This is a genomic window from Pseudomonas sp. H9, assembly GCF_004353925.1.
GTDB lineage: Bacteria > Pseudomonadota > Gammaproteobacteria > Pseudomonadales > Pseudomonadaceae > Aquipseudomonas.
The window spans coordinates 109,500-134,906 of the sequence record NZ_SMOK01000021.1 but is presented as its reverse complement, the minus strand read 5'-3'; the positions used below and the strand labels follow the sequence as shown (position 1 = coordinate 134,906).

Sequence of the window (25,407 nt, the reverse complement as noted above, 5' to 3'; positions counted from 1 at the left end):
GTACCATGAGCAATGCCGCACACGCCGTAGCACCCGTCAGCCACGTGCTGGACATCCACCCGGTCGCCGGACGCATCGGTGCCGAGATTCGTGGCGTGCAGTTGAGCGCCGATCTTGAACCGGCAGTGATCGAGGCCATTCAGGCCGCACTGGTTGAGCACAAAGTGATCTTTTTCCGCGCTCAGCACCAGTTGGACGATCAAGGCCAGGAAGCGTTCGCCCACTTGCTCGGTGAGCCGATTGCCCACCCGACGGTGCCGGTGCGCGAAGGTACGCGCTTTCTCCTGGAGCTCGACAGCGAACGGCGGGCCAACTCCTGGCACACCGACGTGACCTTCGTCGATGCCTATCCCAAGGCTTCGATCCTGCGCTCGGTGGTGGCGCCGCAGTCGGGTGGTGATACCGTCTGGGCGAATACCGCAACGGCTTACCAGGATCTTCCTGCGGAATTGCAGGCCTTGGCGGATCAGCTCTGGGCCGTGCATAGCAACGAATACGACTATGCCGGGGCCAAGCCTAATGTCACCGCAGAACAGCAGGAGAGCTACCGTCGAATCTTTACCTCAACGGTGTATGAAACCGAGCATCCGGTGGTGCGTGTCCATCCGGTCAGCGGCGAGAAAAACCTGCTGCTCGGCCACTTCGTCAAGCGCTTGAAAGGCTACTCGCAGTTTGATTCCACCCACCTGTTCAACCTGCTGCAGAGCCATGTCACGCGGCTGGAGAACACCGTGCGCTGGCGCTGGCAGGCGGGTGATGTGGCGATCTGGGACAACCGCGCCACGCAACACTATGCCGTGGATGACTATGGCACTCAGAACCGAGTGGTGCGCCGGGTGACGCTGCAAGGTGATGTACCAGTGGGCGTACTCGGACAACGCAGCCGCACCACCCGCGGCGCCTAACCCTGGTAGGAGCGGGCTTGCCCCGCGATTGCGGTATGCCTGGCAGACTGCAATCGCGGGGCAAGCCCGCTCCTACAGGTTAAGGATTCAGAGAATGCTGATCGGGTAACTGATGATCAGGCGGTTCTCATCGAAAGCATTGGTGCTGTAGTCACGACGCATGGTCGAGTTGCGCCATTTGAACGACAGGTTTTTCAGGCTTCCGGACTGGATGACGTAAGCCAGTTCTGTTTCTCTTGCCCACTCTTTGCCATCGCTGACAGTGGCAGTGTGCACGTTGTCACCACTGATGTAGCGGTTCATCAGGGTCAGGCCGGGGACACCGACACCGGCAAAGTTGAAGTCATGACGCAGTTGCCATGAGCGTTCTTTGGCGTTGTCGAAGCTTGAGTTGTAACTGTCGTTGGCCAGGGTGCCGCCACTGGTGCCATTGACCCGCATCCAACCATCGTCGCCGCTGACCTTTTGCAAGCCGACATAGAAGGTGCTGCTGCCATGGCGCGCCGAAAGCAGTGCCGATGCGGTGCGGTTGTCCAGCTCACCGGCCCGTTCTGCGCCGTCTTCCTTGCCGATGAAATAGCCCAGGTTCGCCCCTAGCGTCCAGTCACCCACGGGCTGGCTGTGCACCAGGTTGAGGTATTGCTGGCTGTAGATATCCTTGAGCTCAGCGTTCCACAGGCCGATCAGGGTACGTTTCTCGTTAAAGCTGTATTCGCCTCCGGCAAAGTTGAAACGGTCGGAGGTGAACGCCGCTTTACCGTTCATCGACATGTCGTCCATGCTCGCGTCGTTGCGTGGGCTGTTGGCGCGGAACTGGCCCGCGTACAGGGTCAGGCCGGTGATTTCCTGTGAGGTGATTTGGCCGCCGCGGAAGGTTTGCGGCAGCGATCGCCCATCGTCTGAGCGTAAGATCGGCAGCACTGGCATCCATTCGCCCACTTTCAATTCAGTGTTCGACACCTTGGCTTTCAATGCCACACCTAGGCGGCCGAAATCATCAGCGGGGCGGCCGTCATCATGCACCGGCAACAGGTGAGTACCGGCGGTGCCCTTACCCCCATCGAGCTTGACTGCGTACAGCCCCAGCACATCAACGCCAAAGCCGACCACGCCTTGGGTGAAGCCTGAGCGGGCATCGAGGATGAAACTCTGGGTCCACTCCTCAGCCTTGCCTTGCGGGTTGGCCGGGTCGACGAAGTTGCGGTTGATGTAGAAGTTGCGCAAGTTGAGATTGACCTTGGCATCTTCGGCAAAGCCGCCTTCGGCCGCCAGGGCCGGTAGGGTGCAGGTCATGGCCAACAGGCCGGAAAACAGGTGGCGTGCGGGTGTGGTCATCTTGTGTGTCTCTTGTTTTTATTCAAGCCGAAGCCATCCGCTGTGACAGTCAGAGGTCACAGGCCGGGCATCAGTCTTTGGGGGTGTGCTTTGCTAAAGCTGCGAAGGGATGGTGCGGTGGCAGGTGGGGGTGAATCAATTCGTTACAGGCGGTTCTGGGCGGTAATCGAACGTTAACTGAACGGTTAATTTATTTCGCGGGGCAAGCCCGCTCCCACCGAATGTTGAGATAACCGGTGGGAGCGGGCTTGCCCGCGATGCATAAAAAAACCCACCGCAAGGGTGGGCTTTTCAACTTCACATCAGCTTCAGCTCTTCGCTGCATCCACCGAGGCTTGCTGCTGGGCCTGACCGGTCTGCTCGTACCAGCCACCACCGAGAGCCTTGTACAGGTTGACCTCGCTGACCAGCTGCGACAGGCGATCAGTGATCAACGCCTGCTGGCTGTTGAACAACTGACGCTGGGCGTCGAGGAAGGTCAGGTTGCTGTCGACACCGATCCGGTAACGACGCTCGGCCAAGCGGTAGTAGTCCTCGTTGGCCGAAACCAGATCACGCTGCGCTTTCAACTGATCGTTGAAGGTCTGGCGCGCGGCGAGGCCATCGGAGACTTCCTGGAAGGCGACCTGGATGGCTTTCTCGTACTTGGCAACGTTGATGTCTTTCTGGATCTTCGAGTAGTCGAGGCTGGCACGCAGGGCACCGGCGTTGAAGATCGGCAGGCTGATCTGTGGCTGGAACAACCAGGTGCCCGAACCACCGTTGAACAACCCGCTCATGTCCGGGCTGATGGTGCCGGCATTGGCGGTCAGGCTGATGCTCGGGAAGAACGCTGCGCGGGCGGCACCAATGTTGGCATTGGCGGCCTTGAGCAGGTGCTCGGCTTCCTGGATGTCAGGCCGGCGTTGCAGCAGATCCGACGGCAGACCCGCTGGCACTTCGGCCAACAGGTCGCTGTTCAGGTCTTTGCCCTCAGGTAGGTTGGCCGGCACACCGGTGCCGAGCAACACGGCCAGGCTGTTCAGGTCCTGAGCCACCAGGCGCTGATACTGGGCCAATTTGACCCGCGCGCCTTCAACCGACGTGCGTGCCTGGCTCAGGTCCAGGGCAGAAGCCACACCGACCTCATTGCTGCGCAAGGTCAGCGCGTAGCTCTGCTCGTAGGTTTTCAGCGTGTCTTCGGTCAGCTTGAGCAGGTCCTGGTCGGCCTGCCAGGTGAAGTAGGCGTTGGCGACGCTGGCGACCAGAGCAATCTGGGTCGAACGCCGGGCTTCTTCACTGGACAGGTAGATTTCCAGTTGTTGCTCGGTGAGGCTGCGCACTCGACCGAACAGGTCGAGTTCGTAGGCGCTGACCCCGAGGGTGGCTGAGTAGGTGCTGCTGATACCCGCTTCACCGGTTTGCGACATGTTGGCCGGCAGGCGTTGACGGCTGCCGCTGCCATCGGCGCTGACCGCCGGGAACAGGTCAGCACGCTGAATGCGGTACTGCGCCCGGTAGGCATCGATGTTCAACGCCGCAACCTTGAGGTCACGGTTGTTGAGCAGCGAAGTCTGGATCAGCTGCTGCAGCGCCGGGTCATGGAAAAACTGACGCCAGCCCTGTTCGGCAGCGGCCACATCCGCCGACTCGGTCGGCGAATAGGCAGGGCCTTGCGGCCACTGCGCAGCCACCGGCGATTCCGGGGTCTGGTAATCAGGGATCAGCGAACAGCCGCCAAGAATGAAAGCGGTGACCGCCAGGGACAACAGGGACTTACTCATTGCCCGGCCTCAGTGCGTGGAGTTTCAGGGGTGGCGTCTTCTTCTTCAGTCTTTTTGCTACTGAACCACGACGACACGCTAACGAAGAACAACGGTACCCAGAAGATGGCCAATACGGTGGCCGTCAACATGCCGCCAATTACCCCGGTACCAATCGCGTGCTGGCTGCCCGAGCCTGCACCGGTGGAGGTAGCCAACGGTACCACGCCGAGGATGAACGCCAGCGAGGTCATGATGATCGGGCGCAGACGCATCCGGCACGCTTCAATCGCTGCATCGATCAGGCTACGGCCTTGCTCGTGCAGTTCTTTGGCAAATTCGACGATAAGAATCGCGTTCTTCGCCGCCAGACCGATGGTAGTCAACAAACCGACCTGGAAGTACACGTCGTTGGACAGACCGCGCAGGCTGGTTGCCAGCAGCGCACCGATGATCCCCAGGGGGACTACGAGCATTACGGCAATCGGGATCGACCAGCTTTCATACAGCGCCGCCAGACACAGGAATACCATCAGCAGCGACAGGGCATACAGCGCTGGCGCCTGGGAGCCCGACAGGCGTTCCTCGTACGACAGACCGGTCCAGGAGTAACCGATACCCTTCGGCAGTTGGGCGGCAATCCGCTCGACCTCGAGCATGGCCTCACCGGTACTGTAGCCAGGGGCTGGCGCACCGAGAATTTCCATTGCTTCGACACCGTTGTAACGCGACAGCTTCGGTGCACCGTAGATCCACTCGCCGGTGGCGAAGGAGGAGAACGGTACCATTTCACCGACACTGTTGCGCACGTACCACTTCTGCAGGTCTTCCGGGTTCATGCGCGAAGCGGATTCACCCTGGATGTACACCTTCTTGACCCGACCGCGGTCGATGAAGTCGTTGACGTAGCTGGCACCCAGGGCAATCGACAGGGTGTTGTTGATGTCGGCAATGGTCACGCCCAAGGCACTGGCGCGTTCGTCGTCGACGGTCAGTTGGTACTGCGGTTCATCGTTCAGGCCGTTCGGACGTACTGCCGACAGAATCTTGCTCTGCGCAGCCATACCGAGGAACTGGTTACGGGCTTCCATCAGCTTGTCGTGACCGACGCCAGCACGGTCTTGCAGGAACACGTCGAAACCGGTGGCGTTACCCAGCTCCAGTACCGCAGGCGGGGCAAAGGCGAACACCATCGCGTCGCGGAAACTGAAGAAGTGCTGCTGGGCACGCGCGGCCAGGTTGAACACGTTGTTCTCGGCAGAACGCTCTTCCCACGGCTTGAGCATGATGAAGGCCATACCCGAGCTCTGGCCGCGACCGGCGAAGTTAAAGCCGTTTACGGTGAACACCGAGGCCACGGTATCGGACTCTTTCTCCAACAGGTAGCTGCGCATCTCGTCGATCACTACCTGAGTCCGTTCGGCCGTGGAGCCGGCGGGGGTTTGTACCTGAGCGAACAGTACGCCCTGGTCTTCTTCAGGCAGGAACGCCGTAGGGATACGCATGAACAGCCAGACCATGCCGACCATGATCAACACGTAAGCCAGCAGGTACGGTGCTTTGTGGCGCAGGATGTTGCCTACGCCGCGCTCGTAGCTTTGTACGCTGCGGTCGAAGTTGCGGTTGAACCAGCCGAAGAAGCCGCGTTTGGCAACGTGATGCTCACCCTTGGTAATCGGCTTGAGCATGGTCGCACACAGTGCCGGGGTGAAGATCAGCGCCACCACGACCGACAGCGCCATGGCCGAGACGATGGTGATCGAGAACTGTTTGTAGATCACCCCGGTGGAGCCACCGAAGAATGCCATTGGCAGCAGAACCGCCGAGAGCACCATGGCGATACCGACCAGTGCGCCCTGGATCTGGCCCATGGACTTCTTGGTCGCTTCTTTGGGTGACAGGCCCTCTTCGGACATTACCCGTTCAACGTTTTCCACCACAACGATGGCATCGTCCACCAGCAAGCCGATGGCCAACACCATACCGAACATGGTCAGGGTGTTGATACTGAAGCCTGCAGCGGCAAGGATGCCGAAGGTACCCAGCAGTACCACCGGAACCGTCATGGTGGTAATGATCGTGGCGCGGAAGTTCTGCAGGAACAGGTACATCACCAGGAACACGAGCACGATCGCCTCGATCAGGGTGTGGATTACCCCACTGATCGATTCGGTTACTACCGGGGTGGTGTCATACGGGAATACCGCCTTCATGCCTTCCGGGAAGAACGGTTCCAGTTCGGCGATGGTCTTGCGCAGTGCTTTGGCAGTGTCCAGAGCGTTGGCGCCGGTGGCCAGCTTGACCGCCAGGCCCGAAGCCGGCTTGCCGTTGAACTGGGCGCTGACCGCATAGTTTTCACCGCCCAGGGCAACCGTGGCGACGTCTTTCAGGCGGACCTGGGAGCCATCACGGTTTACTTTCAGCAGAATCTTTTCGAACTGCTCAGCCGTCTGCAAGCGGGTCTTGCCGATGATGGTGGCGTTCAGTTGCTGGCCGGGCAGGGCAGGCAGGCCACCGAGTTGGCCGGACGAAATCTGAACGTTCTGCGCCGCCACAGCGGTACGTACGTCAATCGGCGTCAGCTGGAACTTGTTCAGCTTGGCCGGATCAAGCCAGATGCGCATCGCGTACTGAGCACCGAAGACCTGGAAGTCACCGACGCCAGCGGTACGCGAAATCGGGTCCTGCATGTTGGAGACGATGTAGTTGGCCAGGTCGTCCTTGGTCATGCTGCCGTCTTCAGACACCAAACCGATTACCAACAGGAAGTTTTTCACTGCCTTGGTTACCCGGATACCTTGCTGCTGTACTTCTTGCGGCAGCAGCGGGGTTGCCAGGTTCAGCTTGTTCTGCACCTGGACCTGCGCGGTATCGGGGTTGGTTCCCTGCTCGAAGGTCGCGGTGATGGTCATGGTGCCGTCGGAGTTACTTTCCGACGAGACATAACGCAAGTTGTCGATACCGTTGAGCTGCTGCTCGATCACCTGGACCACGGTGTCCTGCACGGTTTGCGCCGAGGCGCCCGGGTAGGTCACGGCGATGGCGATGGCCGGTGGTGCAATGCTCGGGTACTGGTTGATTGGCAACTTGAGGATCGACAAAGCGCCGACCAACATGATCACCAAGGCGATCACCCAAGCAAAAATCGGGCGATCGATAAAAAATCTCGACATGGTTTACTCCCCTTTGGCCCCTGCAGTCTGTGCATTGGCCTGGGTTTGCTGAGCAGGCTTGACGTTGGTGGCTTCGCTGACCTTGACCTCGATGCCTGGCTTGACGAACTGCAGGCCTTCGGTGATGACACGATCACCGGCGTTCAGGCCTTCTTCGATCAGCCATTCACTGCCGACGGTACGGCTGGCCTTGAGCTGACGCAGCTCGACTTTGTTTTCCTTGTTGACCACCAGCGCAGTCGGCTGGCCCTTGAGGTCACGGGTAACGCCTTGCTGTGGCGCGAGGATGGCCTCGGCGTTAACCCCGGCTTTCAGGCGCGCGTGGACGAACATCCCTGGCAGCAGGTTGTGCTCAGGGTTAGGGAACACGGCGCGCAGGGTGACGGAGCCAGTGGTAGGGTCAACCGACACTTCGGAGAACTCCAGGCGACCTTCCTGGCGGTAGGTGCTGCCGTCTTCGAGGGTCAGGGTCACTTTGGCGGCGTTGTCGCCGACTTTCTGCAGTTGGCCGCTTTCCAGTTCACGGCGCAGCTTGAGCAGCTCGGCCGAGGACTGGGTGACGTCAACGTAAATCGGGTCCAGTTGCTGAATGACCGCCATGGCATCGGCTTGGCCATTGTTGACCAAAGCGCCTTCGGTAACCGACGAACGGCCGATACGGCCGCTCAGCGGGGCCAGGACCTTGGTGTAGCGCAGGTCGATCTGGGCGCTGCGCAGTGCGGCTTCAGCTTGCAAACGTTTGGCTTGCGCGTCGTCGTATTCCTGACGGCTGACCGCTTGTTCGGCAACCAGCTGCTTGTAGCGCTCAGACAGCGAACGGGTCGATTGCAGGTTGGCCTGGGCACTGGCCAGCGTCGCTTCGTACACCGACGGGTCGATCTGGTACAGCTGCTGACCTTCCTTGACCTCGGTGCCTTCTTTGAACAGGCGCTTGAGAATGATGCCGTTGACCTGTGGGCGAACTTCGGCGATGCGGTAGGCAGTGGTGCGGCCCGGCAGGTCGGAAGTCAGGGTGTAGGCCTGAGGTTGCAGGGTAACGACGCCGACCTGAGGAGCTTGCGCAACAGGCGCTGCCTCTTCCTTTTTACAACCGCTGAGCAGTGTTGCCAGGGCGACGGCGGATACCAGAGCGGTAACAGCGGGCTTGAATTGCATGAAGATCCTCGGGTCGCAAGAGCTGAAGACGCTCAAGAATAAATGGAAAGGGTATGAATATAAAAAATGTTGTCGAGTGGATAAATAGCTTGCTAAGGAATATACTTACATTCATGGTTGTTTGTAAATACCTTGCGGACGATGCTCCAAGCCGCCGCAAGCCTTGAATCTACTATCGCCGGTAACAACTTGTTAAAGGTTGATCCGGCTCAGCTCCCGGGTGTTCAAACGTGTCCCCGGGTTTGATGAGGTCGTACTGCCATGGTCCGTCGAACCAAAGAAGAAGCCCAGGAAACCCGCGCCCAGATTCTTGAAGCTGCGGAAAAGGCCTTCTATAAGCGCGGGGTAGCGCGTACCACCTTGGCGGATATCGCCAAGCTGGCGGGCGTTACCCGCGGGGCCATTTACTGGCACTTCAACGACAAGGCCGAACTGGTCGAGGCCATGCTCGAAAGCTTGCGCGAGCCGCTGGACGCCTTGGCCCGAGCCAGCGAAAGCGAAGATGAAGTTGATCCGCTTGGCTGTACGCGCAAGCTGTTGGTCCAGTTGATGCACCAGCTGGTGCTTGATCCGAAAACCCGTCGTATCAATGAAATTCTGCATCATAAATGCGAGTTCACCGATGATATGTGCGAGATCCGCCAGCAGCGGCAAACCTCAACGGTGGAATGTCATACCAATATCGCGTTGTCGCTGAGCAATGCAGTCAATCGCGGGCAATTGCCGGCGGATGTCGATCCCGAGCGTGCGGCGCTGGCGATCTTTGCCTATATAGACGGCCTGATTCGCCGTTGGTTGCTGCTGCCGGAAAGCTTCGATTTGTTGGGTGACGCTGAGCGTTGGGTTGATACCGGGCTGGATATGCTGCGCTTGAGCCCGGCCTTGCGCAAATGAGACTTTGTGAAGGTTTGTGATGAATTGTTTCCACAGCCTTTGGAAATCACCTACATGCGGCCGCGTAATTGCCGATCCGGCAAGGCTAACGCGGCTGTCAGACCGAACAGCGACACCATAGCACTACCCAGTAACAGATTGCGGAAGGTGTCGAGCAATTGTGCCTGCGCTTGCGCAGTGGGTTCCCCGGCCTTGAGGCTACCGAGCAGGGTATCGGCCGTCAGGCTCAGGTCTGCGCCCTGCAGCATGGCCAGTAACAGCGCCGACATGCACGCCACCCCCATCGCGCCCCCCAGCGAACGGAACAGGTTGCTGGTGCTGGTGGCTACACCGATATCTTTTGCTTCTACTGCACTTTGGGTGGCTACCAGTGAGGTTGGAAACTGCAAGCCCGAGGCGATTCCGGTGAGGATCATGAACAGCCCGCTGAGCCAGACTGACTGCGGCGCGGTAAAGGCCATGCCGACGATGGTAAACGGCATGAGCAAGGCACCAGCCAGAATCTGTGGCTTGTAGCGCCCGGTGAAACTGGTCAGGCGACCGCCGCAATAGGCTCCGATCGGTAAGCCCATCGCCAATGGCAGCAAGTGCAGGGCGGCGCTGTCGGCACCGGCGCCGGTGATGCTCTGATAGCGCAGCGGCATCAGCATGGTCAGGGAAATCGCCTGGAAGCTGGTGAAGAACAGCGTGCACCAGCACAGGGTTGCGACCGGGTTGGCGAACAGCTTGAGTGGCAGCAAGGGTTCTGCTGCGCGGCGCTCATGAAGGACGAAAATCACTAGCCCTACCAGCGCACAGGCCAGCAGTGCGGTGACTTCAGAAGAGTACCAGGCGTGCCCTTGACCGATCAGGGTGATGCCCAGCATCAAGCTGCTCAAACCGAAAATCAACAATGCCGCCCCCAGGTAATCGACCTGGGCCTGGTGCTGTGGCACCACCAGCGTACGCAGTGCGCGGCGGGTTACCCACCAGGCGGTCAGCCCCAAAGGCAAGTTCAGCCAGAACACCCAGCGCCACGACAGGTATTCGGTAAGGTAACCACCGAGCACCGGGCCAGCCACACTGGCCAGCGCGTACATACTGCTGAAGTAACCTTGATAGCGGCCGCGCTCACGCGGCGGCACAAAGTCACCAATAATCGCCTGACTGACCGACACCATACCGCCAGCACCAATGCCCTGCAGCACCCGCGCTAGCACCAGTTGCTCCATGTTCTGTGCCAGCGCGCAGAACAGCGATGCCAAAGTGAACAAGGCGGTGCCGGTGAGAATCATCCGCCGCCTGCCGTACAAATCGCCCAGCTTGCCGTAGATCGGCACGGCCACGGTCATGGCGACCATATAGCCGGAGATGACCCAGGCCAGCAGGCCAACATCATTGAATTGGGCGGAAATCGCCGGCATCGATACGGCGACAATCGTCTGGTCAAGCGCACCGAGAAAAATCGCCAGCATCAACGCAACCAACACGCTGCGCAGGACCGGTTGCGGAGTATTGAGTTGCGTCACGGGCCAGCTCGAAGGGCAGGGTTATCCCGCAGGCTTGTGCTGCGGAAGCAAGTGCTGGTCAGTGTACTCGATAGCTTGCTAAGCGTCTGCGTCAATTAATGCGTCAGCAGCAGTTCCTACTGCACTGACGCCTACCTCAAAGCGCTCAGGGTTGCAGTGTGTGGCACGCAGTGGGCGAGGCTGCAACTGGCTGCCGAATAGGGCTGGTGACGCGCCATTTCGACCCGGTAAGCGGCAGTGCCATAGAGCCCGAGGACAGCAGCGATGGCAAAGACCACAGCACATCGTCTTGATTTGAGGGTCATGATGCTCACCTCCTTCTGCCCGCACACACACGTGCTATTAAAAGCATAGGTCAGCTTTGGCTGGCGCGCTTGACTAGAGCAGGCCGCGATCCCACTGCGGTTCTGCAGTGAAACGCTCTGCCAGAAAATCGAGCATGCTGCGCAAGGTGGCTGGCATGTGCTTGCGTGAGGTGTACACAGCGTTGAGGTTGAGTTCTTGCGGCTTGGCTTGGGGCAGCAGGCGCACCAGTTCGCCACTGCTCAGGGCTGCGGCGGCCTGATAGGTTGGCAGCATGGCAATCCCGGCACCGGCTATTGCCGCGCGTTGCAGGCTCATGGCTTCGTTGGCGCTGATGGTGCCTTGCACCGCCACCGAGTGCGTTTCGCCAGCGACCTCGAAGTGCCAGAGGTTGCGGCCGAAGTAAGAATGCGTAAGGCAGTTATGCTGCGCCAGATCCTGAACCTGCATTGGCATTGGATGTTCCCGCAAGTAAGCAGGAGAGGCACAGATGACCGAGCGACACACGCTCAAGCGGCGGGCGATCAGGTTGGGGTCCAGGTCATTGCTGGTGCGAATGGCCAGGTCGATGCGCTCATCTACCAGATTGACAGTGCGATCGAGCATTTGCAGATCGACTTTTACCCCAGGGTAGCGTTTGACATACGCAGCGATAGCATCGATCAGCTGTGCCTGGCCAAACGAGGTGCTGACGCTGATGCGCAGTTCGCCGCGTGGCGCTTCGTCGGGGGCCCGGACGGATTGTTGCAGGTCGCCGGCCAGCTCCAGCAACTGCCGACAGCGTGGCAGTGTTTCCTGACCTGCGGCGGTCAGGCTCAAGCGCCGGGTGGTGCGTTGCATCAAGCGGGCACCGACCCAGTCTTCCAACTCGGCCAGGTAACGGGACACCACAGGGCGCGACAAGTCCAGGTGCTCGGCGGCGGCCGACTGGCTGCCGAGGTCAACGACACTGACGAAAACGCGCATGGCAGTCAGTCGATCCATGATTTGCCCACTTTTAGAAACAAACTAGTGTCAAGCATCGCATTTTTTGTATTGGTTCGTGCAACTAAGCTGTGTGCACTTCATCGGTCACAGGAATTGCCTTGATGCGTCGTTCATTTTCCCTGCGCGGATTGTTACTGGCTTTGGCCACATTAGGTGTATTGGCTCAAGCGCACGCCGCCGAGCAGCCGTTGCACCTGGATGTCTATAACCCAGGCAGCAATGCCTTGTTCCCGGTCAGTTCGGTGATTGTCAGCGGTGAGAAAGACGCGATTCTGGTCGATGCCCAGTTTGGTAAAGGGCAGGCCGAACAGGTGTTGGCGAAACTGCGAAGCAGCGGCAAGCAGCTAACCACCATTTACATCAGCCATGGCGATCCGGATTACTACTTCGGTCTGTACACCCTGACCGAGGCCTACCCGCACGCCAAAGTCGTGGCCTCTGCCGCGACTGTTGCCCATATCCAACAAACCAAGGACGCCAAGCTGGCCTTCTGGGGGCCGCAAATGGGCGCGGACAAACCGGCGAAACTGATCGTGCCGCAGGTGCTACAAGGTCATCAGTTGAAACTTGAAGGCCAGACGCTGGACGTCGTTGGTCTCGATGGCCCGCAACCGGACCGCAGTTTTGTCTGGATTCCAGCCCTCAAAGCCGTGGTCGGCGGCGTAGTGGTCGCCGACAACCTGCATGTGTGGATGGCTGACACGCAGACGACGCAATCACACACCGATTGGTTGGCCACCCTGCAACGCATTGCATCGTTCAAGCCAAACAGAGTGGTGCCTGGTCATTACCTGGGCCAGCCTGGCGAAGCGCTTGAAGCCGTGCGCTTCACGGCGAACTACATCCGGGCCTTTGACGAAGAAACCGCCCGCGCCGGCAACGCTGCTGAATTGATCGCGGCAATGAAGAAACGCTACCCGGCCCTGGGTGACGAAAGCTCACTGGAGCTCAGTGCCAAGGTCGCCAAGGGCGAGATGAAGTGGTAAGTGACATTCAATCCTGACTGGAGGTATTCCATGAGCAAGATCGCAATCATCGGGGCAACGGGTCGTGCCGGTAGCCAGTTGTTGGAAGAGGCTCTACGCCGTGGCCACAGCGTTACTGCAATTGCGCGCAACCCTGCGCAGTTGAATGGCCGTGAAGGGGTGACTACGGTTGCGCTGGATGTCAGTGATGCGGCTGCGCTGGAGCGGGCCCTGAGCGGACACGACGTGGTGCTCAGCGCGGCACATTTCTCCAGCATCAAGCCTGAGGCGATTATCGAACCGGTGAAGCGTGCCGGGATCAAGCGTCTGCTGGTGGTCGGCGGGGCGGGCAGCTTGCTGTTGCCGTCTGGGCACAAGGTGATCGATAGCCCGGACTTTCCTGACGCGTACAAAGCCGAGGCCAGTGCCGGTGGGCATTACCTCGATACCTTACGTCAGGAAAAGGAGCTGGATTGGACCTTCTTGTCACCGTCGGCCGAGTTTGTTGAGGGGCCACGCACTGGCCGCTATCAGGCCGGTAAGGACCATCTGCTGATCGGCACCGATGGCAAGAGCTGGATTACCTTTGCCGACTACGCCATCGCCATGCTCGACGAGGTGGAAAAACCGGCGCATTCACGCCAGCGCTTCACTGTCGGCTACTGACCGACTTCCTGTAGGAGCGGGCTTGCCCCGCGATAGCGGTGTACCAGTCATATCGCATCGCGGGGCAAGCCCGCTCCTACAGCCCGCTGCTGCAGCCAGGTGAGCAATTCCTGCAAGTTTGATGAACCTGAACCCTGCGGCCAGACCAAGTAATAGGCCTTGCCAGTATTGACCTTGAGCGGGAAGGGGGTGACCAGGCGCCCGCAAGCCAGGTCATCGCCGATCAGCGACCAGTCACCGATCGCCACCCCGGTGCCTTGCGAGGCCATCGACATGGCCATGTCCAGCGTCTCGAAATGCTGACTTTTGCCTTGTCGGGGCAGACTGGCACCGGCTGCACTGAGCCAGACGCTCCAGTCGAGTTGGTCACGGGTCGGGTGCAGCAACATGTGTTGCTCAAGGTCCGCCAGCGTCCGCAAAGGCACAGGGCCGCTCAGCAATTGTGGGGCACAGACGGGCGTAAGTTGCTCGTCAAACAATTTGAGCGTGTGTAAACCATGATTGGGGGCCGCGCCATACACCACTGCGGCATCGAACGCTTCGCGGCGGAAGTCCACGCCATGCTGCACGGTAGTGGTGAGTTCTACCGGGACGTCCGGGCGCAACGCCTGCCATTCCATCAAGCGCGGTAACAACCAGCGCATCACACAGGTCGGTGCCTTGAGTTGCAAGGTGGCGCTGCGTGCGCCGACCTGCTGTACACCTTCCTCAATCAAGGCGAACACCTGCTGTATCCGTGGCAGCCAATCCTGGCCTTCGCGGGTCAGGCTCAGGCCGCGAGCCTGGCGCAGGAACAGCGGATAGCCGAGATGCTCTTCAAGCCCGGCAATCTGCCGACTCACCGCTCCTTGGGTGATGTGCAGCAACTGCGCCGCACGGGTGAAGTTGCAGCACTGGGCAGTGACCAGAAATGTGTGCAGGGCGGGAAGTGGCGGCAGGCGTTTCATTGGGTTTGAGCCATGATCTGTAGACATGGCTAGTATGAGCTTTTTTGCATTGTGCCGGTAGCGAGGCAGCGGTCCAATAAAGCCTGTTTTCAGCACAATAACAGGCAGACGAACATGGCAACTTGCGGTGAAGTACTGGTAAAACTCCTTGAAGGTTATGGTGTAGACCATGTCTTCGGAATTCCCGGCGTGCATACCGTCGAGCTCTACCGCGGATTGGCACGTTCCTCTATCCGTCATATCACACCGCGCCATGAGCAAGGCGCTGGCTTCATGGCTGATGGCTATGCACGCACGCGCGGCAAGCCTGGCGTGTGCTTCATTATTACCGGCCCGGGGATGACCAATATCACCACGGCCATGGGGCAGGCCTATGCCGACTCGATTCCGATGCTGGTGATCTCCAGCGTACAGTCGCGTAACCAGTTGGGTGGTGGGCGCGGCAAACTGCATGAATTGCCTGCCCAAGGTAACCTGGTGGCGGGTGTCGCTGCGTTTTCCCACACCTTGATGAGCGCTGATGACCTGCCGATGGTACTGGCCCGTGCGTTCGCCGTGTTTGACGGCGCGCGTCCGCGTCCGGTGCACATCGAAATCCCACTGGACGTGCTGGTTGAAGACGCTGATCACCTGCTGGCCTCAGCACCTGTCCGTATAGCCCGCGCAGGCGCCGCTCCAGCGCCCGTGGCAGCAATGGCCGCCGCGCTGGCCAATGCACGACGCCCGCTGATCCTTGCCGGTGGTGGTTCGATCGATGCCAGCGCTGCACTGATCCGTCTGGCGGAGTACCTGCAGGCACCGGTGGCGCTGACTATCAATGCCAAGGGCGTTGTACCGGCGAACCATCCTTTGCAGATCGGTTCGACGCAGTCGTTGGTGGCAACCCGCGAGCTGGTGGCTGAAGCGGACGTGGTACTGGCAATCGGCACGGAATTGGCCGAGACCGATTACGACGTCACCTTCAAAGGTGGCTTCGAGATCCCGGGGCGCTTGCTGCGCATCGACATCGACCCGGATCAGACCGTCCGCAATTACCCGCCAGAGATGGCCTTGGTAGCCGATGCCACGGTAGCTACCCAGGCCCTGCTGGTCGCTCTGGCCGAGCAGCCTGCACCGGTACGCGGTGCCGAGTGGGGCACAAGCCGTGCGGCTCGTCTGCGTGAACGCTTGCTCGCCGACTGGGATCTGCCGATGCACAGCCAGACACGCATGCTCAAAACCGTGCTCGAAACCCTGCCGAACGCGGTGCTGGTCGGTGACTCGACGCAACCGGTATACACCGGCAACCTGACCCTGGACATGGATCAGCCTCGCCGCTGGTTCAATGCCTCGACCGGCTATGGCACCCTGGGCTACGCCTTGCCGGCGGCTATGGGCGCCTGGTTGGGTAGCGCTGAAGCCATTGAAGACCGCGCCCCGGTGGTGTGCCTGATCGGTGACGGCGGCTTGCAGTTCACCCTGCCGGAACTGGCCAGCGCCACGGAGGCGCAGGTGCCGCTGATTGTGCTGCTGTGGAACAACCAAGGCTACGAAGAAATCAAGAAGTACATGGTCAACCGTGCCATCGAGCCAGTTGGCGTAGACATCCATACTCCGGATTTCATCGGCGTTGCCAAGGCCCTGGGCTGCGTAGCCCAAGCGGTGGGCAATATCGAGCAACTGCGTGACGCCTTGCGTCAGGCGTGTGAGCGCAAAGGCCCAAGTCTGATCGAAGTTGACCAGAACAGCTGGATGCAGGCGGTGCCGGCATGATGTCCCTCGCAGGTGTTTACATTGAAGGAACCTGGCAGCACGGCCCGCAACTGCTGGAAGTGATCAACCCGAGCAATGAGCAGCTGCTGGCGCAGGTGGCCGGTGGTGATGGTGCAGCGGTGGCGCGTGCCACCCAGGCGGCTCAAGATGCGTTCGCTGGCTGGTCGGCAACCCGCAGTGCTGAACGCGCGGCGTTGTTGCGGGTAATTGCCGACGGTGTCGAGGCACGGCGTGAGCGCCTGGTGTTCTTGCAGGCCAGTAACAACGGCAAACCGCTTGCCGAAGCGCAGATGGATGTCGACGATGTCATCGCGACTTTCCGTTACTACGCAGAGCTTGCCGACACGCTGGATGCCGGGCAGGACAGCGCAGTACTGCTGCCCAGCGACGCGTTTGTCGCGCGCCTACGGCGTGAGCCGTGTGGTGTGGTCGGTCTGATCGTGCCGTGGAATTTCCCCATGGTCACCACCGCCTGGAAACTCGCACCGGCGCTGGCGGCCGGTTGCTGCGTGGTACTCAAACCTTCGGAAGTAACGCCGTTGGCGGAGCTGGAACTGGCCAGCATCATCGCTGAATGTGGCTTGCCTGACGGTGTGTTCAACCTGGTCTGCGGCACCGGGATTGCGGTAGGCGCAGCCCTGGCGGCTGATCCTCGGCTGGCCAAGGTGTCATTCACCGGCAGCAATGCGGTGGGTGTGCAGGTCATGCAGCGGGCGGCGGAGACGGTCAAGGGCGTAAGCCTGGAATTGGGGGGCAAGTCTTCCATGCTGGTGCTGGAGGCGGCCGACCTTGAGCTGGCGGTGGAGCTGGCCTGTATGGGCGGTTTCTTCAACGCCGGGCAAATGTGCTCGGCGACCAGCCGGGTGTTGGTGGCAGAAACGCTGTACCCGGATTTTATTGCGCGTCTTAAGGCCCGCGCCGAGGCCATTCAGGTCGGTGATCCGTTTGCCGGTGAGAGTGAGATGGGCGCCTTGGTCAACCGGCTCCAGTACCAGCGTGTACAAAAGCACATTGCCGCTGGGATGGAAGCGGGTGCACGGCTGTTGTGCGGCGGTACCCGACCATCAACGTTGCCCTGCGGATACTTCATCAGCCCGACGGTGTTCACGGATGTACCGCTGGACAGCGCCCTGTGGCGTGAAGAGATTTTTGGCCCGGTGCTGTGTGTGCGTTCGGTGGTCAGTGAAGCTGAAGCTGTGGCGTTGGCCAATGACAGCGAATTCGGCTTGGTGGCCAGTGTGGTCAGCGCTGACCACCAGGCTGCAGAACGAGTAGCCAATGCCTTGCAGGCCGGATTGGTGTGGATCAACGCGCCCCAGGTTATCTTCCCGCAGACCGCTTGGGGCGGTTACAAACAGAGCAGCATTGGGCGCGAGCTTGGGCCTTGGGGGCTGAGCGCCTTCCAAGAGATCAAGCATGTGGTGAGTGCGTTGTAAAACTGATCGCGGGGCAAGCCCGCTCCCACAGATTTTCAACCGGTGGGAGCGGGCTTGCCCCGCGATTATCAAAAAGCACTACGCAACCGCGCCAAGTCCCGCGCTGGGGGTGCACCGTACAAGCGGCTGTACTCCCGGCTGAACTGCGACGGGCTTTCATAACCCACCCGATACCCCGCCACCGCCGCCTCCAGCCCATCGTTGAGCATCAATCGCCGCGCTTCCTGCAAGCGCAACTGCTTTTGATACTGCAACGGACTCATGGAGGTCACTGCTTTGAACCGATGGTGCAGGGTTGAACTGCTCAGGTTGACCGCCTTGGCCAGATCGTCGATGCGCAAGGGGTGATGAAAGTGCTTGTTGATCCATTCAATCGCCTGGCAGACCCGGTGGGTCTGGCTGCTGGCCATGGCTATTTCATACAGTCGATAGCCCTGCGGCCCGCGCAGTAAACGGTAGAGAATTTCACGCCGGATCAGCGGTGCCAGTACTGTGATGTCTTTGGGGGTGTCGAGTAGGCGTATCAAGCGCAGCAACGCATCGAGCAACAAGGGATCCGTGCGTTCTACATACAGCCCGCGCCCTGAAGGCAGCGTCGGAACACCCATGGGACCGGCTTCGGCGATCAGGCTGTTGATCTGTGCCGGATCGATGTTCAAGCGTACCCCGAGGCTTGGGTTTTCCGGGCTGGCTTCGAGCAGCACACCACTGATTGGCAGGGCGACCGAGAGCACCATGTAGTGCAGCGGATCGTACACGTAGCGTTCATCACCCAGGCAGATCTCCTTGCTACCGTGGGCAAGGATGCACAAGGCGGGTTGGGCCAGGGTTGGAAAAGAGCGCACGCTTTCTTCGTATTGCACCAAGAACAGGTCTTCGATGGCGGATTCGCCGCTGAGGCTGCGTGGTGCATGGCGACGCACCAGGTCTGCCAGCTCCTGGCGTTGTTGTTCCAGGGCAGGGTCGAGAGTAGGCATTGCACGGTTTCCGCAAGAGGATGTGTGCAGCATAGGTTTGTGCAAGCAACGGCGCTAGCCGGATGCTGTCGTCTGCTTGCCTGATCCTGTCGCGCGCAGGATCAGGCAAGTGCCTGACAGGAATAGCCTAACGGCGCGCGCGAGGGGTCGCCTAACCTGTGCAATCTGGCAATTACCACTGGCGGCTTCAGGAGAACTGCGCATGGCCACTTCGCAACCGGTCACCCACCTTGCTTTCATCCGGGCCAGCAGCGGTCGTTCCGTCGAACTGGGCGAACGCTTGCGTCAATTGCTCGAACCCTCGCGGCAGGCTCCCGGCTGCCTGCGCTTTACCTTGCAGCAGTCTCAGGCCGATGCCGACCTGTGGTTGCTGAGTGGTTTGTGGAGCGATCAGCAGGCCATGAGCGGCTATTTTGCCTCGCCCACGCTCGACCTGTTCGGTGAGTTGGTTCAAGCCCAAGTGCTGGCCAGTCTCGACCTGCATACCTTTGCCGACCCTTGCACAGGGTAGAATGGCGTTTTCAGGCAATTGATGTGGGTTTGAGGCACATGGCACGTAAAGAGTTTGCGCAGTTTGAGGCCGTATCGGCAGCAGTACGGGGTGAAGAGGGCTACAACGCGGCAATCGCCGTGAAAGGCCTGGGCGCCACGGGGGCACCGCGTTTTCACAAGGTGCTCGACGGGCAGACCTTCAAAACGGCACTGGCCGCAGATGAAGCTGCCTGTGCCGAGCTTGAGCGCCTCAAAGACGTCAGCGACGACGCTGAACTGGTCTGGTGAGTCAGCCTTTGACCTGCGGGCGAGGCATCTTGAACAGATTACCCAATTCGAAATAGTCCGCAGGCCCACCGCCGCGCAGAATCGGCTGCGCGGCAGCGGTATCGTAGATGCCGTCCTTAAGCAGATGTTCGGCAATGTGCACTGCTACCACCTCACCCAGAATCAACCAGCTCGGTACCAGTTGCTGGTCAGCACGCTGTAGCTGAATGATCTGCGTCACCTTGCATTCAAAGGACACCGGGCTTTCCTGCACACGCGGCACCGCGATGACTTTCGACGCCACTGGCGTCAGGCCGCTCAGGGCAAATTCGTCCACCTCAGGTGAGACGGCTGCGCAGCTCTGGTTCATCGCCTCAGCCAGCGGGCGGGTGGCCAGGTTCCAGGCGAACTCGCCGGTTTGCTCGATGTTGTTCAGGCTGTCTTTACGCCCGACGCTGGAGAAACCGATGATCGGCGGAATGTAGTTGAAGGCATTGAAGAAGCTGTAAGGCGCAAGGTTCAGGCGCCCGTCGCTGTCCTGGGAGGATATCCAGCCGATAGGGCGTGGGCCGACGATGGCATTGAACGGGTCGTGAGGCAGGCCGTGGCCTTTTGCGGGTTCGTAGTAGTACATCTGCGCTGGCCTTGCGGCCTTCCCTGTGAGTAAGCGCCTAGTGTGCCAAGGCTTTGCCCGGCTGAAAACGATTAAGCCCGGCCGAGGCCGGGCTGACTGCGTCGTATCAGGGATTAGCTGATGCGATGGGCCTGAGTGCGGTCGAAACCGTCTTCGGCAAATTTGGCACCGCCGGTGCGGTCGAAGCCATCTTCAGCGAATTTGGCGCCGCCAGTGCGATCGAAACCGTCTTCAGCGAATTTGGCAGCACCGGTGCGATCGAAACCATCTTCTGCATAGGTGGCTGACTGGGTTTGTACGGCACCGAAGTTGTGGCTGTTGGTGCGGTCGAAGCCGTCTTCAGCGAAAGCGTTGGCAGCCAGTACCGAGAAGGCCAGGGTCAGGATCAGTTTGCTTTTCATGGTCGTTGCTCCGGGGTTGTGAGGGGTTGCTTGTTTCTATGGGTTTGATATTACGCCGATAAAATTGATTAAAAAGCGCAAAAAATAGCGTATAAAAATCGATTTATTAGATGTATATGAATCGCGGGGCAAGCCCGCTCCCACAGGTGTTGAGAAAGCGCCTGTGGGAGCGGGCTTGCCCCGCGATAGAAATGAAAAAGGGGCGCCCATTGCTGGACGCCCCCTTGGGGTACTTCAGGCCAAGCCTCAGTCGGTAGTGATCCGCGAATGCTTGCGGGTGTCTTTCATGAACACATACACCAGCAACGAGCAGGCAATACAGGCAGTGACGTACCAGTAGAAACCGGTTTCCATGCCGATGCTCTTGAACCACAGCGCCACGTATTCAGCGGTACCGCCGAAGATCGAAACGGTCAGCGCATACGGCAAGCCAACGCCCAACGCACGGATTTCGGTTGGGAACAGCTCAGCTTTGACCACGGCGTTGATCGAGGTGTAGCCGCTGACAATGATCAGCGCCGCCATGATCAGGAAGAACGCGCCCCACCAGGTCTGGATGGTGTGCAGGGTGGTGAGGATCGGTACGGTGCACAGGGTGCCCAAAACACCGAAGGCGATCAGGATCGGACGACGGCCAATCTTGTCAGACAGGCTGCCGATGATCGGCTGCAGGCACATGAACAGGAACAGGGTCGCCGCCGAGATGGTGGTCGAATCACTGATGCTCATACCAACGGTGTTCACCAGGTACTTCTGCATGTAGGTGGTGTAGGTATAGAAGGCCAGGGTACCGCCCATGGTCAGGCCGACCACGGTCGCCAGTTCCTTGGGATGGCGCATCAGGGTGCGCATCAGGCTTTCTTTGGACTTTTCTTTCTTGGTGAAGGAAGCGGTTTCTTCCATGCCACGACGCAGGTACAAGGCGACGACTGCGCACAGCGCGCCGATCACGAACGGTACGCGCCAGCCCCAGGCATACAGCTGCTCTGTGGTCAGGGTCTGCTGAAGGATGATCAGCACGGCCAGAGCAATGAGCTGACCGGAGATCAGGGTCACGTACTGGAAGCTGGAGAAGAAGCCGCGGCGCTCCTTGGTTGCCATCTCACTGAGGTAGGTGGCCGAGGTACCGTATTCGCCACCGACCGACAGGCCTTGCATCAAGCGGGCGATAACCAGCAGCACCGGCGCGGCAACGCCGATGGTTTCATAGCCAGGGGTCAGGGCGATGACCAGCGAGCCTGCGCACATCAGCAGTACCGAGGCCATCAGCGCAGCCTTGCGGCCTTTGCGGTCGGCGTAAATACCCATCAGCCAGCCACCGATCGGGCGCATCAAAAAGCCCACGGCGAAAATGGCGGCCGTGTTCAGCAACTGTGCAGTGGTGTCACCGGCAGGGAAAAAGGCTTTGGCGAAGTACAGCGAAAATGCGGCGTAGACATACCAGTCGTACCATTCGACCATGTTGCCGATCGAACCGCTGAAAATCGACTTGAGTCGGCTTCGGGTGGTTTTTTCCGCGGCTGGCGCAATGGCCGCCCCGGCTGGCAGGGTGGTGGAGTTATCCATCGAAGGGACCTTCATAGTTGTTTTTGTGGAGCGCGCCGAAACGCAGCCTGCCAGGGCTATAGCAGGAGCTGTGCCAGGTGCTGAAGGCCCGGTTTAGAAGGGTTTCCAGAGTTGGGTGAGCGGAAATCCGCCTACCGTCGCAATGGCGATAGGCAAAAATCCGCTTATTGGGGTCAGAGAAAGTCTTCGCGTAGCAGGCCGTGGCGCTGCATTTTCTCGTTGAGTGTGCGCCGGGGTAGTTGCAGCTCTTCCATGACCGCCTTGATTTCGCCTTTGTGTCGGTTCAAAGCAGCACGTAGGCATTGGGCTTCAAACGCTTCTTGCTGGGCAGCCAGTGATTGCCCTGGCTCAACCTGAGCAGCGCCTGGTTCACCCAGGCCCATGGCGTGACGTTCTGCAGCATTGGCCAGTTCACGAACATTGCCGGGCCAGTCGTGGCTGAGCAAGCGCCCCAGGTGCGCAGCGCTGAGCTGAGGTGCACTGCGGCCGATGCGCTCGGCTGCCTGGCGGGCAAAGTGCTCGAACAGCAAGGGAATGTCTTCGCGTCGTTCACGCAATGGCGCCAGGCGTAATTCGGCGACGTTAAGGCGGTAGGCCAGGTCTTCGCGAAAACGTCCAGCGCGCGCTTCCTCCAACAGGTCGGGCTTGGTGGCGGCAATGATGCGCAGATCGACGCTGATGCTCTGGTTGGCGCCAAGGCGTTCCAGTTTCTGTTCCTGCAACACCCGTAGCAATTTGGCTTGCTGGGCCAGGGGCATGCTTTCGATTTCATCGAGGAACACTGTGCCGCCGTTGGCGTACTCAAGTTTGCCAATGCGCTTGCCCTGGGCTCCTGTGAAGGCACCGGTTTCGTGGCCGAACAATTCGGCTTCAAACAGTGTCTCGGGAATCGCAGCGCAATTGAGCGCCACAAAGGGTTTGCCCGCCCGCGGGCCGAATTCGTGCAGGCAGCGTGCAACCTGCTCCTTGCCACTGCCGGTTTCACCCCGAATCAAGACATTGACCGGTAGGCTGGCCAAGTCCAGCACTTGTCGGCGTAACTGCTGCATGCCGTGCGACATACCCAGCAGGTTCAGTTCCAGGCGCGCCTTGAGGTCGGCCTGCTCATGCAGGCGGCGGTTTTCCAGGATCAGTTGGCGTTTCTCCAGCGCGCGGCGCAGGCTAGCCAAAAGGCTCTGCGGGCTGAAGGGCTTCTCCAGAAAATCATAGGCGCCGTTACGCATGGCTTCGACCGCCATGGGTACATCGCCGTGGCCAGTCAGCAGGATCACCGGCAGGTCGGCGTCTCGCACCTGAAGTTGCTCAAGCAATTGCAGGCCGTCCATGCCGGGCATGCGCACATCACTGAGAATTATCCCGGGGAAATGCTCAGGTAACTGACTCAGGCAGTCTTCGGCACGGCTGAACAGTTGCACGCTGAAGCCAGACAGGCTCAGCCACTGCTCGACCGCAGTGCGAATGCTGGCTTCATCGTCGACGACCATTACCGAATTGAACATCAAGGCTCCAGATCACAGGGCAGGGTAAGGCTGAAACAGGCACCGCCCGGTTGATTATCGACCGAAAGGCGCCCGCCAGCCTCATGAATGATGCCATAGGAAATCGCCAGGCCCAGCCCCAGCCCTTCACCCACGGGCTTGGTGGTAAAGAAGGGGTCGAAGACATTGGCCAAGTGTTCTTCGGCGATGCCGCCACCGCTGTCGAGCACACTCAGGCGCCATTGATCGGCCTCAGCTTCGATGCGGATTTCCAGGCGCTTGTAGCTTTTTCCGGCCATGGCATCCAGCGCGTTGCGCAGCAGGTTGATCAGCACCTGCTCCAGGCGAATGGCGTCACCACGCACCCAGGCCGGGCGCGCCAGGTACAGGGACACTTTGACCTGCTCGGCGCGAATTCGCGTATCGAGCAGTTGCAACGCCTGATCGACCACCGTGGCCAGATCCAGGCGCTCGCGTAAACCGCTGGGGCTGTTGCGCGCGAAGGTTTTCAGGTGTCCGGTGAGTGCGGCCATACGCGTGAGCATCTGCTCCAGCGGCTCCAGTGCTTGAGTTGCTTCCTCGTAACGCTGGTTGTCGAGCAGCAGACGCAAGGTAGCCAATTGCATGCGCTGGGTGGTCAGCGGCTGATTGATCTCATGGGCCAGCGCTGCCGACATCTGCCCAAGGGCTGCCAGTTTAGCCGACTGCACCAGCCCTTCCTGCGCAGTGCGCAGGTCGCGGGTACGTTCCTCGACCAGACGCTTGAGTTCTTCGCGGCTGCGCTGGCGCAAGCGTGACAGGCGCACGCGCTGGCTGATGAACAACAAGGCGAAGACCAGGCTCAGCCACACAGCGGCGGCGGTAAGGGCGGCGTTGCGCCCGTCGTCGCTGACGTGCGGCTTGCGCAGCAGGTGCAAAGTCCAGCCTTCGGCTTCCAGCGGCAAGCTTTCCCACAGGTACTCAGTATTACCTTCCGGGCCCTGAACGCGCATCAAGTGGCTGTTGTCATCGAAGCGGCTGAGTACCTGATGCTGTAACGGCACCAGCTGTTGCTTGTCGTACTGGCGGGTGACCGCCAGTTCGGCTCGATCAGCAGGGGTCAAAGGCTTGAGGTGGCGGTAGCGCCAACCGTCCTGGTTGGCGATGAAAATGATGCCGCGAGCATCGCTGACCAGCAGCACATCGCTGCCCTGGCGCCACTCGCGTTCGAGTTCCGGGAACTCCAGCTTCACCACCATGGCGCCGAGAAAACGCTTGCTCTCATCCTGCACGGCGCTGGAAAGAAAATAGCCCGGCACGCCGCTGGTCACGCCAATCGCATAGAAACGTCCGCTGCCCTGGCTTTTGGTCTGTTTGAAGTAGGGGCGAAATCCGTAGTTCGACCCCACATAGGTGCTGGGCAGGCGCCAGTTGCTCGCGGCCACTGCCAGGCCGGTGTGGTCCAGCAGTTCCAGGGTCGATGAATTGGCCGCACCATTGATGCGTTCAAGCTTACGGTTCAGGGCATCTTGAACCGGCGCGCTGACGGGGCCACTGAGGGCACTGATCAGTTCCGGATCCAGGGCCAGTACAGCGGGCAGGGCACGATAGCGTTCGATCAAGGTATGCAGCGAAGTAGCGTACAGGCCCAACTGTTGATTGGCCCGCGCCGCGTCCTCGACCATCGACTGACGCTTGGCATGGTGCATGGCCCAGCCTGCGCTAAGCAATGTGCCGGCGAGAATGAAGAAGATGATCAGCCCCAGACGCAGGGCGCGAAATGAATAAGGCATGGTGCAGATCCCGGCAGAGGGGGAAGGCCTCCTGGCCTTCCCTTGACGCTTG

21 protein-coding genes are annotated in these 25,407 nt (G+C 60.0%); 8 read left to right on the top strand and 13 right to left on the bottom strand.

Annotation, left to right across the window (positions count from 1 at the left end):
- Window positions 1-5: 5 nt before the first annotated feature.
- Window positions 6-905 carry a TauD/TfdA family dioxygenase gene (locus tag E1573_RS16755; RefSeq protein ID WP_133215677.1) on the top strand — a complete coding sequence of 300 codons (900 nt, stop codon included), beginning with the start codon at window positions 6-8 and terminating at the stop codon, window positions 903-905.
- 87 nt (window positions 906-992) lie between these two features.
- Here the strand turns inward: E1573_RS16755 and E1573_RS16750 are convergent, their stop codons facing one another.
- The 4 genes from E1573_RS16750 to E1573_RS16735 all read right to left on the bottom strand — a co-directional run bounded on the left by E1573_RS16750 (window position 993) and on the right by E1573_RS16735 (window position 8,310).
- Window positions 993-2,240 (bottom strand): OprD family porin, encoded by a 1,248-nt coding sequence (locus tag E1573_RS16750; RefSeq protein WP_133215675.1) that lies wholly within the window; start codon window positions 2,238-2,240, stop codon window positions 993-995.
- Window positions 2,241-2,548: 308 nt separating this feature from the next.
- On the bottom strand, window positions 2,549-4,003 hold the full coding sequence (locus tag E1573_RS16745) for an AdeC/AdeK/OprM family multidrug efflux complex outer membrane factor (protein ID WP_133215674.1): 1,455 nt from the start codon (window positions 4,001-4,003) through the stop codon (window positions 2,549-2,551).
- A complete protein-coding gene (locus E1573_RS16740; protein ID WP_133215673.1) occupies window positions 4,000-7,155 on the bottom strand; it encodes an efflux RND transporter permease subunit in 3,156 nt (1,051 codons plus the stop codon). Before E1573_RS16740 ends, E1573_RS16745 begins: the two co-directional genes overlap by 4 nt.
- Before the next feature lie 3 nt (window positions 7,156-7,158).
- Window positions 7,159-8,310, bottom strand: a complete 1,152-nt coding sequence (locus E1573_RS16735) for an efflux RND transporter periplasmic adaptor subunit (RefSeq protein ID WP_133215671.1) — start codon at window positions 8,308-8,310, stop codon at window positions 7,159-7,161.
- Between the two features lie 261 nt (window positions 8,311-8,571).
- Here E1573_RS16735 and E1573_RS16730 point away from each other — a divergent pair, with 261 nt between their 5' ends.
- Window positions 8,572-9,204, top strand: coding sequence for a TetR family transcriptional regulator (locus E1573_RS16730; protein WP_133215669.1), 633 nt, complete (start codon window positions 8,572-8,574; stop codon window positions 9,202-9,204).
- 50 nt (window positions 9,205-9,254) lie between these two features.
- Here the strand turns inward: E1573_RS16730 and E1573_RS16725 are convergent, their stop codons facing one another.
- Both E1573_RS16725 and E1573_RS16720 read right to left on the bottom strand, forming a co-directional pair.
- Window positions 9,255-10,658 (bottom strand): MDR family MFS transporter, encoded by a 1,404-nt coding sequence (locus E1573_RS16725; protein WP_133215727.1) that lies wholly within the window; start codon window positions 10,656-10,658, stop codon window positions 9,255-9,257.
- A 432-nt stretch (window positions 10,659-11,090) separates the two neighbouring features.
- Window positions 11,091-11,999 carry a LysR family transcriptional regulator gene (locus E1573_RS16720; RefSeq protein WP_133215667.1) on the bottom strand — a complete coding sequence of 303 codons (909 nt, stop codon included), beginning with the start codon at window positions 11,997-11,999 and terminating at the stop codon, window positions 11,091-11,093.
- A 104-nt stretch (window positions 12,000-12,103) separates the two neighbouring features.
- Here E1573_RS16720 and E1573_RS16715 point away from each other — a divergent pair, with 104 nt between their 5' ends.
- Complete coding sequence (locus E1573_RS16715; RefSeq protein ID WP_133215665.1) at window positions 12,104-12,988, top strand: MBL fold metallo-hydrolase; 885 nt, start codon at window positions 12,104-12,106, stop codon at window positions 12,986-12,988.
- Window positions 12,989-13,018: 30 nt separating this feature from the next.
- Complete coding sequence (locus tag E1573_RS16710) at window positions 13,019-13,633, top strand: NAD(P)-dependent oxidoreductase (protein ID WP_133215663.1); 615 nt, start codon at window positions 13,019-13,021, stop codon at window positions 13,631-13,633.
- 47 nt (window positions 13,634-13,680) lie between these two features.
- Here the strand turns inward: E1573_RS16710 and E1573_RS16705 are convergent, their stop codons facing one another.
- Window positions 13,681-14,580, bottom strand: a complete 900-nt coding sequence (locus tag E1573_RS16705; protein WP_133215661.1) for a LysR substrate-binding domain-containing protein — start codon at window positions 14,578-14,580, stop codon at window positions 13,681-13,683.
- 114 nt (window positions 14,581-14,694) lie between these two features.
- Here E1573_RS16705 and E1573_RS16700 point away from each other — a divergent pair, with 114 nt between their 5' ends.
- Both E1573_RS16700 and E1573_RS16695 read left to right on the top strand, forming a co-directional pair.
- The gene (locus E1573_RS16700) at window positions 14,695-16,332 is read left to right on the top strand and encodes a 5-guanidino-2-oxopentanoate decarboxylase (protein WP_133215659.1); all 1,638 of its coding nucleotides are present in this window, start codon (window positions 14,695-14,697) and stop codon (window positions 16,330-16,332) included.
- On the top strand, window positions 16,329-17,768 hold the full coding sequence (locus tag E1573_RS16695) for an aldehyde dehydrogenase family protein (protein WP_371925175.1): 1,440 nt from the start codon (window positions 16,329-16,331) through the stop codon (window positions 17,766-17,768). The genes E1573_RS16700 and E1573_RS16695 overlap by 4 nt, the downstream gene beginning before the upstream one ends.
- A 68-nt stretch (window positions 17,769-17,836) precedes the next feature.
- On the opposite strand, the gene E1573_RS16690 is transcribed toward E1573_RS16695, so the two are convergent.
- Complete coding sequence (locus E1573_RS16690; protein ID WP_133215657.1) at window positions 17,837-18,745, bottom strand: AraC family transcriptional regulator; 909 nt, start codon at window positions 18,743-18,745, stop codon at window positions 17,837-17,839.
- Window positions 18,746-18,947: 202 nt separating this feature from the next.
- Between E1573_RS16690 and E1573_RS16685 the strand changes: the two genes are divergently transcribed.
- A complete protein-coding gene (locus E1573_RS16685; RefSeq protein ID WP_133215655.1) occupies window positions 18,948-19,256 on the top strand; it encodes an antibiotic biosynthesis monooxygenase family protein in 309 nt (102 codons plus the stop codon).
- Between the two features lie 38 nt (window positions 19,257-19,294).
- Entirely contained in the window at window positions 19,295-19,525 is a 231-nt protein-coding gene (locus tag E1573_RS16680; RefSeq protein ID WP_133215653.1) for a hypothetical protein, read from the top strand.
- Window position 19,526: 1 nt separating this feature from the next.
- On the opposite strand, the gene E1573_RS16675 is transcribed toward E1573_RS16680, so the two are convergent.
- From E1573_RS16675 to E1573_RS16655, 5 genes are all read right to left on the bottom strand, one after another.
- Window positions 19,527-20,138, bottom strand: coding sequence for a flavin reductase family protein (locus tag E1573_RS16675; RefSeq protein WP_133215651.1), 612 nt, complete (start codon window positions 20,136-20,138; stop codon window positions 19,527-19,529).
- Between the two features lie 113 nt (window positions 20,139-20,251).
- Window positions 20,252-20,539: a hypothetical protein gene (locus E1573_RS16670; RefSeq protein WP_133215649.1), complete on the bottom strand. Its 288-nt coding sequence runs from the start codon at window positions 20,537-20,539 to the stop codon at window positions 20,252-20,254.
- Window positions 20,540-20,785: 246 nt separating this feature from the next.
- Complete coding sequence (locus E1573_RS16665) at window positions 20,786-22,105, bottom strand: MFS transporter (RefSeq protein WP_133215647.1); 1,320 nt, start codon at window positions 22,103-22,105, stop codon at window positions 20,786-20,788.
- Window positions 22,106-22,278: 173 nt separating this feature from the next.
- On the bottom strand, window positions 22,279-23,604 hold the full coding sequence (locus E1573_RS16660; RefSeq protein ID WP_133215645.1) for a sigma-54 dependent transcriptional regulator: 1,326 nt from the start codon (window positions 23,602-23,604) through the stop codon (window positions 22,279-22,281).
- Window positions 23,604-25,355 carry an ATP-binding protein gene (locus tag E1573_RS16655; RefSeq protein ID WP_133215643.1) on the bottom strand — a complete coding sequence of 584 codons (1,752 nt, stop codon included), beginning with the start codon at window positions 25,353-25,355 and terminating at the stop codon, window positions 23,604-23,606. Before E1573_RS16655 ends, E1573_RS16660 begins: the two co-directional genes overlap by 1 nt.
- Window positions 25,356-25,407: the final 52 nt, after the last annotated feature.